The sequence below is a fragment of the Rhizobium herbae genome, from assembly GCF_017873135.1.
Lineage (GTDB): Bacteria > Pseudomonadota > Alphaproteobacteria > Rhizobiales > Rhizobiaceae > Pararhizobium > Pararhizobium herbae.
In genome coordinates this window covers 103476-121255 of record NZ_JAGGJV010000013.1, presented here as the reverse complement: position 1 = coordinate 121255, position 17780 = coordinate 103476, and the positions used below count along the sequence as shown (strand labels likewise).

General features: G+C 57.3%; 13 protein-coding genes and 1 pseudogene. 5 read left to right on the top strand and 9 right to left on the bottom strand.

Annotated features, from left to right (window positions below):
- The first annotated feature begins 341 nt into the window (after window positions 1-341).
- Window positions 342-734, top strand: a complete 393-nt coding sequence (locus tag J2Z75_RS27780; protein WP_209857035.1) for a hypothetical protein — start codon at window positions 342-344, stop codon at window positions 732-734.
- A gap of 656 nt (window positions 735-1390) precedes the next feature.
- On the opposite strand, the gene J2Z75_RS27775 is transcribed toward J2Z75_RS27780, so the two are convergent.
- From J2Z75_RS27775 to tkt, 8 genes are all read right to left on the bottom strand, one after another.
- A complete protein-coding gene (locus J2Z75_RS27775; protein WP_209857033.1) occupies window positions 1391-2155 on the bottom strand; it encodes an ATP-binding cassette domain-containing protein in 765 nt (254 codons plus the stop codon).
- Window positions 2152-3213: an ABC transporter permease gene (locus J2Z75_RS27770; protein ID WP_209857031.1), complete on the bottom strand. Its 1062-nt coding sequence runs from the start codon at window positions 3211-3213 to the stop codon at window positions 2152-2154. Before J2Z75_RS27770 ends, J2Z75_RS27775 begins: the two co-directional genes overlap by 4 nt.
- Window positions 3214-3339: 126 nt before the next feature.
- Window positions 3340-4305 carry a sugar ABC transporter substrate-binding protein gene (locus J2Z75_RS27765; RefSeq protein WP_209857029.1) on the bottom strand — a complete coding sequence of 322 codons (966 nt, stop codon included), beginning with the start codon at window positions 4303-4305 and terminating at the stop codon, window positions 3340-3342.
- 67 nt (window positions 4306-4372) lie between these two features.
- A complete protein-coding gene (locus J2Z75_RS27760) occupies window positions 4373-5191 on the bottom strand; it encodes an ATP-binding cassette domain-containing protein (RefSeq protein ID WP_209857027.1) in 819 nt (272 codons plus the stop codon).
- Window positions 5191-6177, bottom strand: coding sequence for an ABC transporter permease (locus tag J2Z75_RS27755; protein ID WP_209857025.1), 987 nt, complete (start codon window positions 6175-6177; stop codon window positions 5191-5193). Before J2Z75_RS27755 ends, J2Z75_RS27760 begins: the two co-directional genes overlap by 1 nt.
- Window positions 6178-6311: 134 nt before the next feature.
- Window positions 6312-7301 (bottom strand): substrate-binding domain-containing protein, encoded by a 990-nt coding sequence (locus J2Z75_RS27750; RefSeq protein ID WP_209857023.1) that lies wholly within the window; start codon window positions 7299-7301, stop codon window positions 6312-6314.
- Between the two features lie 256 nt (window positions 7302-7557).
- Window positions 7558-9168 carry an FGGY-family carbohydrate kinase gene (locus tag J2Z75_RS27745; RefSeq protein WP_209857021.1) on the bottom strand — a complete coding sequence of 537 codons (1611 nt, stop codon included), beginning with the start codon at window positions 9166-9168 and terminating at the stop codon, window positions 7558-7560.
- Between the two features lie 4 nt (window positions 9169-9172).
- On the bottom strand, window positions 9173-11203 hold the full coding sequence (gene tkt, locus J2Z75_RS27740) for a transketolase (protein ID WP_209857020.1): 2031 nt from the start codon (window positions 11201-11203) through the stop codon (window positions 9173-9175).
- 236 nt (window positions 11204-11439) lie between these two features.
- Between tkt and J2Z75_RS27735 the strand changes: the two genes are divergently transcribed.
- Window positions 11440-12675: an ROK family transcriptional regulator gene (locus J2Z75_RS27735; protein WP_209857018.1), complete on the top strand. Its 1236-nt coding sequence runs from the start codon at window positions 11440-11442 to the stop codon at window positions 12673-12675.
- A 441-nt stretch (window positions 12676-13116) separates the two neighbouring features.
- Here the strand turns inward: J2Z75_RS27735 and J2Z75_RS27730 are convergent.
- A pseudogene (locus tag J2Z75_RS27730) lies at window positions 13117-13470 on the bottom strand (TrbI/VirB10 family protein); the annotation flags it as partial.
- A 373-nt stretch (window positions 13471-13843) separates the two neighbouring features.
- On the opposite strand from J2Z75_RS27730, the gene J2Z75_RS27725 reads away from it, so the two are divergent.
- The 3 genes from J2Z75_RS27725 (at window position 13844) to J2Z75_RS27715 (ending at window position 17755) form a co-directional block, all read left to right on the top strand.
- Entirely contained in the window at window positions 13844-15634 is a 1791-nt protein-coding gene (locus tag J2Z75_RS27725; protein WP_209857016.1) for a methyl-accepting chemotaxis protein, read from the top strand.
- Window positions 15634-16113, top strand: a complete 480-nt coding sequence (locus tag J2Z75_RS27720) for a chemotaxis protein CheW (protein ID WP_209857014.1) — start codon at window positions 15634-15636, stop codon at window positions 16111-16113. The genes J2Z75_RS27725 and J2Z75_RS27720 overlap by 1 nt, the downstream gene beginning before the upstream one ends.
- A gap of 1138 nt (window positions 16114-17251) precedes the next feature.
- Window positions 17252-17755, top strand: coding sequence for a hypothetical protein (locus J2Z75_RS27715; protein WP_209857012.1), 504 nt, complete (start codon window positions 17252-17254; stop codon window positions 17753-17755).
- Window positions 17756-17780 lie beyond the last annotated feature (25 nt).

Below are 17780 nucleotides of genomic sequence, written 5' to 3'. Positions count from 1 at the left end.
CGTTCATTATCCCGAGGGCTGTTGCTTGACATCGGGAGATAAGGCGAACCGCCAGCACAAAGACGAATGGCAACGAACCCTCCAACTACAACAGAACTGCTCAGATCGTCTGAGCATTGTCAAAACGAGATTACGCGCAGCTCCGCATTGAGCCCGGGGCGCGTGGTTTTGGCGTTTGGCGTTTGGCACCCTGACGGATGGAATGCGGCACGGCCGGCGAATTTCTGTATTTTAGAAAATTCTTTTGTAGTAGTCTGCGGCAGCGAACTATGGGCCTGGGGTAACTGTAGCATCGGAAGTCCGGATGATCTCAAAAGGAGCACCCGGAGAGGGAGGCTATTGTGAAAGCTGCATTCACAGGGGTAATCTTGCTTGATTTGGTTTTTTCTACGACACCTTGCCTAGCTCATGACGAGGTGGCTCGTGGTAAAGTGATCTCCGAAGAAGAAGCGCGAACTATCAGCGCACATCTTTATGCCGATATCCTGATCACCGCTTGCAAGAACGGATGGCGTTATCCGCTGCAGCAAGTGGCAAGTGGTTTCGAGCGTCATTTCAAGGAATTAAAGCTGCAACTTTCCAATGACGGGTACACGATCGTGTCGATGACCGTGAACGATAATGACGAGCGCCATCCTGCCATGATGATAGCTTCCGGAGAAAGGAAATCACCGACATTCGGATGTGCACATCCGTATTGGCTTGAAATTCGCGACCGAATTGCCCTGCCATAAATCGGGCGACATGTCTGCATCAGGGCGCGACGGCGATGGCACGCCATCCGTGAAAGGGCCCCTGTGACGCTCTCCAGATTCTGAAGTGCATGTCCGAGACCAACCATGCAGTACCGCTTCTCGCTCTGTCTCGCGGAAGCAACCCTAGCCCACTAGTTCGTTCCAATGTTGCTCAACGAAGCGTTCTTTGCGATGAATCAGAACCTGGCCTCTTTAGACTCGTAGACTTGCGCGGAGACTAGTGCCTTTTAAGCTTCCTCTCCCTCCGCGAGACAGGTTTTCGCAAACGGGTGATATCCGCAAATGAACCGGTTTTCCCATTCCCGCCCGTCTGGCTTCGAGCCAAAGACGTAAAGATGGTGATCGCCCCTCCACGGCCACCGACATGGCCGAAGTATCTTCGTGCGTTCGCCACGAAAATACGTCCTGTTCGAGAAGCTTGAGCGCCTCACGGACAGCCGGGCGCGATATCTCTAACCGTTACCCGCTACGAGGCTTCTGTCGTAAACTTGTCACCCCGGATCGGACAGCCTTCAAACCGTTCGCCCTGAAACGAAACGAACCAGCGACCAACTCATCATCCGCACGGCATAACGCGTTTATGGAACTGTTACCAAGTCATCGCCGGCGATAAAGTGAGGCTGAAGTATAGATAATTAGCTTGACGTCGATGGCGCGGCGCCCATGATCATCGCAATAAGATCGGGTACGCTGTCTCGACGTGGAACCAACGAACCAGCAACTCTGCCCTGCCGGAGAACGACGGCCCGATCCGCAACCTGAACGACATGTTCCATGTTGTGGCTGATCAAAATGACCGATACACCGCGCTGCGGAAGGGTTTTGATCAATCCGAGCACTTGCGCCGATTCTCGAACACCCAGCGCTGCCGTTGGTTCGTCCAAGATCACCACTTTGCTTGCAAAGGCCACGGCGCGAGCCACAGCAACAGCCTGTCGTTGTCCGCCCGACATCAGGCCGATTTCTTGCCGCGGATCGAGAGCTTTGATGCCGAGGCTCCCCGCCTGCGCCGTCCAGCCACTGGCTTCACGCGCGGCATTGAGGAACCCCAAAGGTCCCAGCCAGCGAGGCCAAGTGTTTTCGCGTCCAATATAGAAATTCGATGCGACATCGAGATTGTCGAGAACCGCTAGATTCTGAAACACTGTTTCGATACCGGCCCGCCGGGCATCACCGGCCGAGCCGAGGGCCAGCCTTTGTCCATCGAGAAGGATGTCACCCTCGTCCAGTTTCATGATGCCGCTGATGGCACGAACAAGACTTGTCTTGCCTGCGCCATTGTCGCCGAGCAGGGCTAGAATTTCGCCACGCTTCAGCGTGAGATCAACACCGCCAAGCGCCGTGACGAAGCCATATGACTTCACCGCACCGCGGACTTCCAGAACAGTATCGCCGGTCATCGCATAGCCCTCGCGGCACGAGCCCGCAGCTTTTCTTCAAGATAACGGCGTAGAACATCAAGTTCGAGCGCAAACAAGATCGAGATGCCGATGGCGATCGCTTCCCAGAAAGGCGACACGCTCATCAAGTTCAGACCGTTGCGAATGACACCGATGATCAGGGCACCAATCAAGGCGTTTACGATGTGCCCTCTCCCGCCGAACAGGCTGGCGCCGCCAATGATTACCGCTGTAACCGCGTCGAGCTCCATACCCACTCCAGCCAACGGAGATGCAGCATCGGTCCGGCCAGCGTAGATTATCCCCGCAATGCCCGCCATTGCCCCGGAAATCATGTAACAACTCATCACGACTCGGTCGCGCGGAACGCCAAGCCATCCCGCAACATCCGGATTACCGCCGACGGCAAAGATCCATCTGCCCCACAGGGTCTTCAAGGTCAAAACGGCAAGGCAGAGCGTGACGGCACCCACCAGAATGGCAGGCACAGGGATTCCGAGAACGGATCCACTGCCTGCCACCTGCACTACGGGCGTCATGCCGATGTGTTCGGTACCGCCGCTCAAGAGAAGTGCCAGCCCACGGCCAATGCCAAGCGTAGCGACCGTCACGATCAACGGCTGGGGAATTCCTCCCTTGACGATCATGAAGCCATTGAACAGTCCGAAGAGAGCGCCCGCGGAGATGAAGACGGCAATATGCACGAGCCCGTTTTCAAATCCAGCCTGCATCATCAAGCCGGACAGCACCACGGTCAGGCCAAGAATACTGCCGACCGAGACATCGACGCCCCGCACCACGATCACGAGCAATTGGCCAAGAGCCAGTGTCGCGATCATCGCGGTTTGTGTAAAAAGGTTCTGAAGGTTGCGAACAGTCAGAAAATATTCGTTCAGGCCCGCCATGATGATGACAAGGGCAACGAGAATGAAGGCAGGCCCCGTGCGCAGTATGCGTAGACCGATCCTGATTCCGATGGCGTTGGTCCCGTCCGAGTGATCGGTGTCGATTGCTGGTTCAGCCGTTCCCAGTACTCTCTTGGTTTCCCTTGGCGACATAGAACGGATCCAACTCCTGTAAGCAGTGCGGCACTCGGTTCGACGACTGCTGAGCATTGTAGCGATGGGCGACGCACCCGCCGGGTTCGCGAAGGATGCGTCGCTGTTTTTTCGCAGTCGGCCGCTTTATTTCGCTGCGAGCTTTGCCTTTAGCTCATCCGCATAGGCTTTGGCGTTGTCCGGCGTGAGCGGCGTCGCAACTGGAACCACAGTGATTGAGTCCACGGGCTCGTTCTTCGCCACTTTGACCGCTGTATCGATGGCAATGATGCCGATTGCTTCGAACGGATACGGCACGGTATATTTCCAGTTGCCGCCTTCAGCAACCGCCTCCGCTCCATAGAGCTGTCCGCCGATCGAGCCCAGCGGCACACTGCTGCCTGAGGCCTTCAATGCCTGTAGCGATCCCTGCGCGGAAACGTCGAACACGTTGAAGATGCCGGCCAGATCAGGTGTTGAGGTCAGCATGTTCTCGGTAATTGTGCGGGCGCTGGCCGGATCGCACTTTGCATCGGCATCCATGACCACGTTGTATTTTTTGTCTTCCGTCGCCTTCTTGAACCCGTTGATGAATGCATCGGTGTCCGGGTTGCCAAGCAGGCAGCGAATGATTCCAATCTTGGCGCCATCCGGAACGATACCGGCGAAAAGTTCGCCCGCTTTGCCCGACGCTCCGGGAATGTCGTAGAGCACATCCGAGGCATGGCCCTTGAGCTCCGGAAGGCCCGTGTCGAAGCCCACCACCTTGATGCCCTCGGCTTCAGCCTTCTTCAAGGCAGGATAAAGTTGCGCCGCTGCCCCCCCGTGATTGATGGCGATCACGTTGTAGCCTTCGGTCATCGCCTTTTCGATTGCGGTAATGAAGTAATTCGCATTGGTGCGGTCTGGGCCGGCGACGATGTCGATCTGGATCTCGGGGAATTTCGTTGCTTCGGTTTCCGATGCCTGATGCATTCGGACGAAGGATTGGTCGCCGAGATACGGGTAGATCACCAATATTTTTGGCTTGTCTGCCGCCGTGGAGGCGGACGGCAATGCACCGCCAAGGCACAGTGCCAGAGCAAAAAAGCCAAATGTTGCTTTCTTCGTCATTTTAATTTTCCTCCCGTGTTGACCGGAGGAGGCGATCTCCGTCCGGTTATTTCCGTCCGATCAATGATTAGACACCCGGGTCGCGCGCCTCCTCGACCCTTGTCGCTCCGGTCATTATGGCGACCACATCGCCCATCGAATGCGTTTTCGGACTGACAACGGCGGCGCGACGGCCAAGCCGCATGATGTGGATGCGATCGGCGAGTTCGAAAACGTTGGGCATGTTGTGGCTGATCAGTACCACCGGCAGTCCCCGGTCGCGGATGGCCCGGATCAGTTCGAGAACCTGGCCTGTCTCGCGAACGCCGAGCGCTGCGGTCGGCTCATCCATAATCACCAGTTTCCTGGCAAACAGGGCGGCACGGGCAACGGCGACGCCTTGACGTTGGCCGCCCGACAGGGCCTCAACCGCGTTGGTGATCGACGGCAGGCGGAATTTCAGTTCCGCCATGCTACGCTCTGCCTCTTGGCGCATGCGCTTCTTGTCGAGACGGCGGAAGACACTGCCCATGATACCGGGCCGGCGCAGTTCTCGTCCGAGGAAGAGATTGCTGGCAATATCGAGCGCCGGGGCGACCGCAAGGTCCTGATAGACAGTCTCTATGCCGCGGTGCCGCGCATCGAGCGGCCCCTTGAAGTGCACGGGCTCGCCATCGAGCAGGATCTCGCCGCCGTCGGGATGAACGGCACCCGTTAGGGCCTTGATGAGGGTACTTTTGCCCGCGCCGTTATCGCCGACGACGGCCAGGATTTCGCCCGCCCTGAGTTCGAAATCGACGCCGTCGAGCGCGGTCATATGGCCATAGCGCTTAACCACGTTACGGGCTTCAAGTACAATGCCGGCTGAATCCGAAGGGATGGGCTGTAAGGGAGCTGGAGTCTTCATCAGCCTTTCCTTCGCGAAAGCTGGTCGAGCGCGACCGCGACGATGACAAGGATGCCGGTGACGAGATCCTGCCAGAGCGGATCGATGCCGGCCAACGTCAGTCCATTGCGAAGGACGCCAACGATGAGGGCCCCGATCAAGGTCCCGATCAGTCCGCCACGTCCGCCAAAGAGGCTGGTCCCACCGATTACCACCGCCGTGATGGAATCGAGGTTTGCGGTTTGAAGTGCATTTGGGTCAGCGTTCGGAATACGCCCGAGCGCCAGCCAGGCTCCTATGCCGTAGATAAAGCCCGCGAGGAGATAGACCGACAGAAGATGGCGGCGCACGGGAATGCCAACGAGCCTTGCCGCTTCGGGGCTGTTGCCGATGGCGTAGACGTGTCGCCCCCATTTGGTTTCGTTAAGGAGGTACCAGACGAGTGCATACAGAACGAACATCAAAAGAACGCCGTATGTCACGATGAATCCGCCGAGACGAAGCGTGTTTCCGGTCCATCCGAGAAATTCGTCGCGTACCGGAAAGGCACCGCCGGCGGAGATCAGCCGCAACGCAGCAGTTAGAATTCCGAGAATACCGAGCGTGACGATGAACGGCGGCAGCCGTAACCCGCTGATAAGGCCACCGGCGGCAAATCCCGCCGCAGTGCAGACAAGGACAGAAAAAGCCATGGAAAGCGCGGGATCGTAGCCGCTCGTCACGAGCTTTCCGGCGATGATCGTGCCGAGAACGCAGATCGCTCCCACTGCCAGGTCGATTCCGGCAGTCAGAATGACGAGGGTCTGCCCGATGGCCAAGGTTCCGATGATCACCGTTTGCTGCAGGATAATCGAAAGGTTGTGGGTGGCAAGAAATCGCGGGTTGGTGATCGCGAAAATCAGGCCGAATGCCAGCAATACCAACAAGGGGCCGGCGGATGGCACGCCGATGATCTTCGCCATGACCCCGGACGTCTTTTCGGGCGGCGAAACGGGAACTGCGCTCATTTGAGACTCACAAAGTATTTGAGGGTAACAGCCGTGGCGACACCGGCGCCCGACCGGGGCCATTCCGAAGCTGCGTTGCATGATGGTCAGGCAGCGCTGCGAATTCCGAAATGGCCCCCGCCGGGAGAACTCTGTCAGTCACCCCAGCAATTCTTCAGACCCCAGGCTGTATCCTTGGATTCGATCCCGTCCACCGGCTTGTCGGTGATCAGGAAGGAGCCGGTGTTGACGAAACCGCTCGGTTTCTTGCCGGTCGCGGCGTATTCAACCACCGCATCGACGCCCATCGCCGCCATCTTGTAGGGGAACTGCATAACAGTCGCTGCGATCTTGCCATCCTTGACGTCCCGCACTCCGGCGCAGCCACCATCGATGGAGGTCAGCATGACGTCGGCCTCCTTGCCGAAGGATTTCAACGCGGCATAGGCGCCGGCCGCGGCCGGTTCATTGATCGTGTAGACCGCGTTGATGTCGCCATTCTTGGAAAGCAGATTCTCCATGCCGATCTGGCCCTTGTCCTGCGCGCCGTTGGTGATGGCGGCACCTGCGATCGCCGGATCGCCCTCTGCAATGCCGAAGCCCTTCAGATAACCATCGTGCCGGAAGGTGTCGACCGTGCCGCCGGGCGTGCCATCAAGCATGGCGACGATCGGTGTCTTGTCGCCCAGCGCCTTGCGGGCATAGGCGCCCTGCTGGACCCCAGCCTCGAAATTGTCAGTCGCGAAGGTTGCGTCAACTGCGTCCGCGGGATCCGTTGCAGTGTCGAGTGCGATGACAAGAACGCCAGCGTCGCGGGCCTTCTTGATAATGTTCAACATGCCGCTCGAATTGTTCGGCGTGAGTAGAATGCCTTTGGCACCGGCGCTGATCAAATCCTCGATCGCAGCGACCTGCCCCTCGTTGTCTCCGTCGAACTTGCCGGCGCGCGCGATCAGTTTGGCACCCTTCTCCTTGGCCTGGGCTTCGGCCGCCTGGCGCATCTTCACGAAGAACGGGTTGACCTCCGTCTTGGTGACGAGGCCGACGATGACGTCTTCCGCAGACGCCTGGCCTGTGAAAGCGAACGATACGGCGCAGGCGGCAAGACCGAAGGACGCTGATTTCAGCAGCTTAATTGTAGTCATTTTCTACCCCTCCCAGAGATGGTTGTCACAGTTGGCGAACGTTTTATGCCTTAATCCTCCAAGGCACGGCTGATTTTGATATTACTTTTGCATAAAGTCAAACATAATATCTGTATTAATGTATATTTTTATACATATTGTATTTCACGTCTTCACCCTGCATCGGCAGTATGCCAATCCACGTAGATTGGCTTGAGTGTTTCCTGCAGCAATGTTGATCGCGCTTCCGCCCGTCCTGCATTTTCTTCCTTGCGCGTCACGCCACTGGTCTTCCTTCAGCCGCAGTGGGCTCGGCTCGTACCGCAGGCGCCGTTGCGATTTCAGTGAGGCTATGCATGGCGTCGCGCATGGCGTCGCTGGCGCACAGATCCCGGTAGGTTCTATAAAGAGCACGATAGACGGCGGCATTCTCCATACGCGGCCTATAGGGTTTGAACGTGCGGGCGCCGAAGCGGGCAGCGCCATCTGGGTAGCTCAGAACCAGTCCGGCAGCGACCGCGCCATGAATGGCGGCACCGACTGCGGTCGGATTGGCGATCTCCGGCACCTCGATGGTGCGCTCCATCACGTCAGCCATGATCTGCACAAGAAGCGGGTTATTCTGCGCCAGGCCGCTTGTCATCAGGATGCGGTGGATGGTGAAATCTCCGGCCTCGAAGAGATCGACCACCGTCTTGGCCCCGTAACACAGGGACTCCACCAGTGCCCTGTATATGCCGACTGCGGTCGTCTCCATTGTCAGGCCGAGCAGAAGACCGCTGAGACCCGAATCCGCGAGCGGAACACGGTTTCCGTTCCACCAGTCTACGGCGACCAGGTGATTGGCGCCGGGTTCAATGTTGGCCGCCTCGTTGTTGTAGAGGCGAAAGCTCTCAGCAGGCGTGTCGCCCCTCGGAAAGGCTTTGATAAACCAGGCGAGCGTATCGCCGAAACTCGCCTGCCCCGCTTCATAGCACCAAAGGTCCCGGACCGACCCGTCTCTTGCCACGCCCTCTATGCCGGGCGGTAGTGGACGAAAATTCTCGTTCAGGAACAGATAGGCGGCCGAGGTGCCAAGGGCGCCGACCAGACAGCCGCTGGACACAGCGTCGATCGCCGGCAGAACAACGTGGGAATCAATCACCGCGACAGCAACGATCGCGTCGCCCTCGATGCCGGTGCGCTCGCGCCATGCATTCGACAGCTGGCCCGCGGCCGAGCCGACACGGAGCGGGGGCGACAGCTTTTGGGAGAGGCCGGGCACGATACCCTGCGGATAACCGCTAACTTCGGAATGCTGCGCTTTGTAAGCTGCGAAACCGAGGCTGCGGGCTTCGTTGCCGGTCAGTTGCCAAACGAGCCAATCGCCGGCCTCGATGAATCGATCTGTCTTATCCCAGGTGGCAGGCGCCTCGTCGGCGATCTGGGCCGCCTTTGCCAAAAGCCATTCTCCTGAAAGTTTGCCACCGAAATTGTCGAGGAAGAGGCCGCCCCTGCTGTTGATGGTGTCCGCATAGGGTTGAGCGGCGCCATGTTTCCAGAGCTTCACGTAAGCATGCGGATCGCCCGGATGGAGCTGCGACAGCGCAACACCATTCTGAGTAGCGGGCATCGGGGAGCTCGCGGTAAAGCCGACGCCGATCGACAGGACGGTTTTCCCGCGACCGAGTGTCGCCAGGATATCCTCGGCAGCTTCCGTATAGTCCGCCGCATTCTGCAAGGCCCAGGCCCGGGCCAAAGGCGTGCCATCGGGAAGTGCACGGGTCATGATGCCGTTGCGGTAGTTGTGGGTATGACTGGCGACCGGTTCGCTGGTGACGACGTCAATCAAGACGCCGCGGGCGGATTCAGAACCGTAGTCCAACCCGATGATGTAGGAGCTGGTCATGGCGCTATTGCTCCCCGGCCCCATGAGCAGTCAGCTCTCTGACCGCATTCACGACGGATGCGGTGGTCAGCTTGAAGTGCTCGAATAGCACGTCGGGCGCAGCGGACTCGCCGAAAGTATCGATGCCCAGACAAGCTCCCTCAAGGCCAACATATTTCCACCAATAATCCGTCACGCCTGCCTCGACGGAGATGCGCGGCACGCCTTCGGGCAGGACCTGTTGCTGGTAGTTCCGGTCCTGGCGATCGAAAGCAAAGGTTGATGGCATCGAGACGACACGGACATGAACGCCTTGTTCCGCGAGGATTTCGTATGCCTCGGTCGCGAGTCCGACTTCCGAACCGGTGGCAATGATCACTGCCTGGAGTTGCCCTTGTTCCCGTCGCAAGATGTATCCACCCTTGCGGATCGATGCCAATTGCTCGTTGTCACGAGGCTGAAATGAAAGGTTCTGCCGGCTGAGCGCCAGCACTGTCGGTGTTGCCGCCTGTTCGAGTGCCACTTGCCAGGCAACGGCGGTCTCGACACTGTCGCAGGGGCGCCACACATCCATGTTCGGCATCAGCCGCAGGGTCGCGAGTTGTTCGATCGGCTGATGGGTTGGACCGTCCTGGCCCAGCGCGATCGAATCATGCGTGAGCACGTAGATCGTGCCGAGCTTCATCAGCGCAGCCATTCGCATCGCGTTGCGCGCATATTCGGAGAACATGACATAGGTGCCGCCGAAAGCTCGAACGCCGCCATGGGCGACTAGACCGTTCATGATCGCTGCCATGCCGAACTCGCGAACGCCGTAATAGATGTAGTTGCCGCCGGCCGTCGCCGTGACGGGCTCGATCCCGTTCCACAAGGTCAGGTTCGAACTTGCCAGATCGGCAGAGCCGCCGATGATTTCCGGAAGGACACCGGCGAAAGTCTGAACCGCGTTCTGGCTTGCCTTGCGGGTGGCTATGTTCTCAGCTTTTTCTGCGGTCTGGGCGACGAAGTCCCGCGCCTTCTCATCAAAATCATGCGGGAGCTTTCCTGCCATACGTCGCTCGAACTCCGATGCCTCGTTTGGATAGACCGAGCGGTAGGCTTCGAATTGCTGCGACCAGTCCGCTTGCGACTGCTCGCCTTTAGCGCGAGCGTTCCAAGCTTCCGAGATTTCAGTAGGAACGTGAAAGGGCGCATGCTGCCAGTTCAGTTCGAGGCGCGCATGGGCGATTTCCTCTGAACCTAGCGGAGATCCATGGCTTTCATGGCTTCCTGCTTTGGTGGGTGCGCCCTTGCCGATCACCGTCTTGCAGCAGATAATCGTCGGACGGCTTATATCCGCCTTTGCTTCAGCAATGGCCCGATCGACAGCATCGATATCGTGTCCGTCAATATCAGGAATAACCTGCCAGCCATAGGCCTCGAAACGCTTCGGTGTATCGTCGGAAAACCACCCTTCGACATGTCCGTCGATCGAAATGCCGTTGTCGTCGTAAAGGACGATCAGCTTGCCAAGGCCGAGCGTGCCGGCGAGCGAACATGCCTCATGGGAAATGCCCTCCATGAGGCATCCGTCACCGACGAATGCATAGGTGTGGTGGTCGACGATATCGTATTCCGGACGATTGAAGCGAACCGCGAGCGTTTTCTCCGCGATTGCCATGCCCACTGCATTGGCGATCCCTTGACCCAACGGGCCGGTTGTCGTCTCCACGCCTGGCGTATAGCCGCGCTCCGGATGCCCAGGGGTCTTGCTGTGAAGCCGGCGAAACTGGCGCAAGTCCTCGATTGAAATCTCGTATCCGGTCAAATGCAGCAAGCTGTAAATCAGCATGGATCCATGCCCGTTGCTGAGCACGAAACGGTCACGGTTCGCCCAGGCAGGATTGGCGGGATTGTGCTTGAGGTGCCGGTGCCAAAGAGCAACCGCGATTTCTGCCATCCCCATCGGCATGCCCGGATGCCCGGAATTGGCGTTCTGCACCGCGTCCATGGACAGGGCCCGAATGGCGTTTGCCAAATCCGCCTGTCTGATTGTGATGTCTTGATTTTGCAACATTTAATACTTCCGCCTCATCCCTGACCCAGAGGACGAAAGTCTGCAGAAACAGCGGCGCCACAATGCCGTTCGTCCCAACCGCCCTCCGTGGTTGGCTTCATTTAAGATCGTATATGTTCATAAGTCAATATCTTTATGGATGATTTTGTACAAAAGATTAATTGGACTTTGGAAAATGTCTCTTTAATCCTGTCAGAGTTGGCGCTAAGTCTGTTTCAGAAAAGGAGTTTTGAAGCATGGCGAAAGATGAGGAAACGCTGGAAACGGCCCTCACGAATACGGGTGACATTCTTTCGCTGATCGCTACCAGGGCAGCCACGTCCCGTTCGGCAATTTTGGATGCATCAGGGCTATCGCGTGTGACCGTAACCCAGCGCCTGAACGCGCTCCTTGCTTCAGGGCTCGTCCGCGAAACGGAACGCACCTTGCCCAGCGGCGGGCGGCCGACGCGCGTCCTTGCAATCAATGAAAGCGCAGGCTTCATGCTTGTCGCCAACATCGGCGAAACGCATGTTCATCTCGCGGCAATGGATATGGAGCCGGCCATCATCGTGCAAAGCACGATCCCATTCGGGGCTTCAGATGGCGCGGCGGTTACCCTTTCCCAAATCGCCAACGCTTTCGATGCGCTGGCGGCGAAGACACGGGAAAGTCATGGCTTCCTGCTGGGCGTCAGCCTCAGCCTTCCAACACCGGTGGATTTCAAACGCGGCCGCGTCGTCGGCCCCTCGGTGCTTCACGGCTGGGACGAGTTCGACATCATCGCTTGGCTTGGCGCTCGATACGAGGCGCCAATCTACGTCGAAAACGACGTGAATCTGATGACCATCTACGAGCATAGGCACAATTTCCCAGACGTGGAGGACATGTTCTTCATAAAGGCGGGAACAGGCATTGGTAGCGGTATTGTCACCGGCGGCAGGATTTTCCGGGGCGCGCAGGGAGCCGCCGGGGATATAGGACATATTCAGTTCAGTTCCGACGAGCCGCCGCTCTGCCGCTGCGGCAAACTCGGCTGTGTGGAAGCTCGCGCGGGCGGCTGGGCGATTGCCCGCGACCTTTCAAAAAGAGGTTTCGCAGCGGAAAGCGCAAGGGATGTCATCGACCTCGTCGATAACCAGAAACCCGAGGCGATCATGCTGCTGCGTGAGGCAGGCAGGACAATCGGCGAAGTTGCCTCCGACGTGGTCAGCATCCTTAATCCCAGTCTGATCGTTGTGGGTGGAACGCTGGCCAAGGCCGGCGACTTCCTGCTTTCGGGGATTCGTGAACTCGTTTATCAGCGATGCTTGCCTCTTGCCACGCGTGAATTGCAGATTGTCCTAGCTGACCCGCAGAAAGACAGCGCGCTGTTCGGCGCCGCCCATCTTGTACTCGATGACGTCTTCAGCCCCAGAAAAGTGGTAGGCTTGATCACCCGCTTTGCCGCCGGTCACCAGGAACAAACACCCCGCCAGAAAATTGCTGGTTAGGTGAATCGCGCCCCGCAGGCACTCGAGCAACGGCTGGACGGGTTTACTTCGGTTGGACATGACGACTTTTTAAACGCAAGATGTGGCGTTACCTTCCGACGCGCGTGCTCGGATCCTGCGGTCCCGGAGAATGTTTTGAGAAAACGGTGCGGCCTGTCGGTTGCTCTCGCAAAGGGAATCTCGCTAGGTGGTCGGATTGTCATTTCCGGCATGGCGACTTTCCTGCCGCGGGAACTCCAGACAATGGCTGAAGCAGAGTTTGAAGACGCGCAGTTCGTATCCGCCCTACGTAGGGGCATTCGAGCTGGAGAGCTTTGATTGGGTGCCTGGAAGCAACACGAACCTGCGTCACCTACTAAGAATTGCTTCGGCTGTTACCCGCGGTCAGCCATTGTAAGCGACCGGGAAAATAATGTCTTGATCGAGAAGGACATTGAACTTTTAACTAGGGTGGATCTCGAGGATCGGTTGAACGTCCAGGTTCCGTTGGATGGTACGATCCGCTACTCCGCCGCGCCGCATCCGAGGCAGTGTCCTGGGTCGCGAGCGTCGAACTTTCTGGAACAGCCATGTCGATACCCGTCCCGATCAGGGCAATCAGCCGCCGAGCTGGAAGTTTTCAAAGTGTGATTGTTGACCTTGTCGTTGAAACCGCCATACCCTTGCGCATCCGTCCCCGACATACCGCCGATCTGCAAAGTCGAGCCGTTCGGGAAGATGATGTCGGTCCACGGGAACGCGTTTCTGTCCAAAGGACACCTTGCTGTCATAGCGATCAAAGAGCTTCGTACTCATTTGAATTGATATTCGGCGGGCAGCCACAATCGGGATAACTGTACCGAAACGCCGCACCAGCCCCTGGTCGTATGAATTTCGGCCTTCGGGTTCGGTTCCCTAAACTGTAGCTGTAATTCTTCCTGTCGTTCCATAGGCATTTTATATGTATCTTGGGTTGCATAAATCTTGAGTAATTTCTTTTAAAGATATGCGGTATTTTGATTGGCTCCAAGAAACGTCGCAAATGCGCAAACTTTACTGCGTTCTATTAGAATATTTACATACTATAAACCCCTTATCCCCAGAATTTGCACTATCAAGAATGAAGGTCACATGTGGCTTTCTGCCGTAACTTCTCTTGTCCGTTGAAGCAGAAATTTGGGAGGAATGCATGCTAGGATTTGGCGCCGGGGCTGACGCAAAGGCCGTTCTCGAAGCGATGAGAAAGTCGCAGGCGATCATCGAGTTAGAACTCGATGGTACGATCATCACCGCGAATGAGAACTTTTGTCAGGCGCTCGGTTATCAGCTGTCCGAAATCGCAGGCCAGCACCATCGTCTTTTTGTCGATCCGGCCGAAGCCGCAACCGCAGACTACAGGGAGTTCTGGGCCAAGCTCGCGCGTGGGGAGTTTGACCGCCGCCAGTACAAGCGGATTGGCAAGGGCGGCAAGGAAGTCTGGATCGAGGCCTCCTACAATCCGGTGTTCCGCGGTGGCAAGCCCTACAAGGTCGTAAAATTCGCGACCGACATTACAGAACAGAAACTGAAAAGCGCTGAGGACGCTGGTAAGCTGGACGCGATCTCGCGTGCTCAGGCGGTGATCGAGTTCACGCCGAAGGGCGACATCCTTACCGCAAACGAGAACTTCCTCGACACACTCGGCTATCAGCTTTCAGAGGTCCAGGGCAAGCACCACTCGATGTTCTGCGAACCGGGCTTTACGAACAGCGAAGAATATCGCCGCTTCTGGACGAGACTTGCTGGCGGTGAATTCATTGCGGACGAGTTCATGCGGGTCGGCAAGGGTGGTAAGAAGGCCTATATCCAAGCCTCCTACAATCCCATCTTTGACATGAACGGCAAGGTATTCAAGGTCGTGAAGTTCGCGACCGATGTCACGACGCGCGTGGGCAACGTCGATCAACTCGCAAGGTCCCTCAAGGCCTTGTCGGAAGGCGACCTAACGCAGACCCTCGCCACTCCTTTCCTGCCTTCGCTCGAGAAGTTGCGAGAGGATTTCAACGAGGCCTCCTCCAAGCTCCGAACCACACTGCAGACGATCACCCAGAACGCTGGCGCCATTGCCGCTTCGTCGCAACAGATTCAGTCGGCTTCGAATGACCTCTCCAAACGGACTGAACAGCAGGCCGCTTCCGTCGAGGAAACCGCCGCCGCGCTTGAGGAAATCACCACAACTGTGGCTGACTCTAGTCAGCGCGCCCAAGAGGCGGGCCAGCTTGTCCGCAAGACCAAGGAAAATGCCGAGCACTCAGGAAACATCGTCGGCCAAGCGGTCGAAGCCATGGGAAAAATCGAAAAGTCAGCGGGCGAGATCGCCAACATCATCGGCGTCATTGATGAGATCGCTTTCCAGACCAACCTCCTGGCTCTCAACGCCGGCGTGGAAGCGGCGCGTGCCGGAGATGCCGGCAAAGGCTTTGCCGTTGTCGCACAAGAAGTTCGTGAGCTTGCGCAGCGATCGGCCAAGGCGGCAAAAGAAATCAAGGAACTGATCAAAACATCGAACGAGCATGTAAAAAGCGGAGTTGTGCTGGTCGGCGACACCGGGAAGGCGCTGCTGCAAATCGTAACGCAGGTTGTACAGGTGGATGGCAATGTCGGCGCTATTGTTGAAGCCTCCAAGGAGCAGGCAACTGGCCTGAAGGAAATCAACACAGCCGTCAACACAATCGACCAAGGCACGCAACAAAATGCCGCAATGGTCGAGGAAACAAGTGCGGCGGCCCACAGTCTTTCAAAAGAAGCAGCTCAATTGTTTGAACTCATTGGTCAGTTCAACATCGGAACTACGGCCGTGATCCATCGGGCCGCACCGGCTCCCGCCAACCAGCAGTCGCGACCCGTCGCATCACCCGTTCGCCACATGACGGCCAAAGTAGCCCAAGCGTTCAACGGTAACGCTGCACTGAAAAGCGGCGACAGCTGGGAGGAGTTTTGATGGCGCAGAGTGAGCGATTGATCGGTCTCGACAATGATCAGATAGAAATCATCGCCTTCCGGTTACAGGGCCAGGAATTCTGCGTCATGACAAAGGCTATCCGCGAGATTCGCGGGTGGTCGCCCTCCACTCCGGTTCCGCGCTCTCCTCGCGAAATGCTCGGCGTGATGAATCTTCGCGGGGTAGTGATCCCGGTTATCGATCTGGCGAGCAAGCTCGGAATGGCGCCGACTACCCCAACCGAACGGAGTGCTATTGTGGTAGCGGAGATCCATACAATGGTTGTGGGATTACTGGTTGATCAGGTTTCCGACATTTTGTCCGTCAAGGGAAGCCAGATCCAAGCAATCCCGGACGTGGGCATTTCCATTGATCGGAGTTTTTCCGACGGCATCATCACGCATGACAACAGCATGATCTGCTTTCTCAATCTGGCGGGGATGTTCCGAGCCGACGACGCACAAGCCTACGCGGCTTAGCGAATTCGATGAGGAAAAGCTTGGGGTTCTCCGCAACCGTAGCGGACACGAGGGCCGCAGGTGTTGAATGGGCTCTGTGAGCGGTTAGTGCGGGAGCTTTATGGACAAGCGTTTTGCGTGACGGAGCGCATCTCGCGCGACGAAGTCTCGATCTGGCCCATCGCGTCACGCACAACTTGGCCGGAATGCTCGGTATGAACAACTCGCCTTCCTAAGCGAGAGCCGGTGCGACGAAATTCAAGGTTATCGTTTCGGCAAGTCAATTGAGCTAGTGGCAATAGAGGAGATGCTTAAGCACCAATAGAATAGCCCATAACAAGCGAGTCACCTTGGGTGGGAACTTCTTTGCCCAAACACTCTGACATTACGGGTCAAACATACGAGGCTCGAAGTCGAAACCGAGTGCCTCCAACCGGAACCGGAGATCCTGAAATTGACGGAGAAACGCGATTTACCAAGGACAAGGGCTCTCAAGAGCGGACGCATCATGTTTAACAACGGATCGTCCTCGATCAACTGCACGATCCGCAACCTGTCAGCGGGCGGAGCCAAGCTTCTTATCGAGAATGCCTTACGTCTGCCTGATGAATTCCTCTTGGTGTGTGCCGACTCAGGAGTTACAGGTGCACCGTCAGATGGCGCAAACTCAATGAAATGGGTGTCAGCTTCGACGCTGCCGGCTAGATGAACTTGCATTGTCACTTCTCACCACACGGCGTTTGGCGAGACGCCTGAAGGTGCGGTTAACAGACTTGATATCACCACCCGGCAGGGTGACCAGGACAAGGCGACGGGTATATCTTTGCTTTCCGTGGTGGCCTGACGCGACGAACGAGAGGCCCATCAGCCCGTTGCGCCTTTCACACTTCGGCAGTTGGTGACATCGCGGGCGATTTTCTTCCCAGCTTTAGCAGAAATGCGATCAGAGACACCACCGACCGATTGCCAATGCCGCCGGGCGGCAATGCGCCCTCAAAACGGAAATGATTTCCGCATATCGCCCCGACGTGTCGTTTGCGTGGTGGGATTGCAAAACACCTCTTCCAGGCAGACATTTCCGTACTTGGAGCCGTTTTCATAAACAGCCTGGGATCAGGCTGGTGCATGGCCGAGATAATCCGAGCTTCAGGAACGGAAAATGGCGCGCGAAAAGCATGAGAACAATTCTTTGGCGGCAAAGGCGGCATGGCCACTGCTGATTCTCACGGCTGTGCTGCAGGTTTATTTTGGTCTCTCGGCCGTGGCGTACCCGTTCATGGGTGTGTCGACCCCGGCCTCCGGACTCGGTGGATGGACCGAGGCCACGATGGGCGGGCTCCAGGCGGTTGCCGCCGTCATTGCTTTCATGCTGGCCGTTCAGCGCGATCTTCGCGGCGCTACCCTTGCAGTAGCCGGCAGCATCATGCTGGGCTGGCTTTCGACACTGCCGTCCGTGTTTGAACAGGGACTCGACTTTTACGGCGACAGCAAACTGACCCCGGTCTACTTCGGCGCACCGCCCATCGTCGCAATCGCCGCGGCCACGCTTGCATGGCGCAACGTCTATCCGATCGCGGCCTCCTTCATCGTAAGCGCTATGACGTTTGTCGGCATTTTGTTCGTCATCGCTTTCGCACTCGTCATCGCGATGTACGGTTTCTAAGTCCCTGACTCAGGTTCCAAGTTCA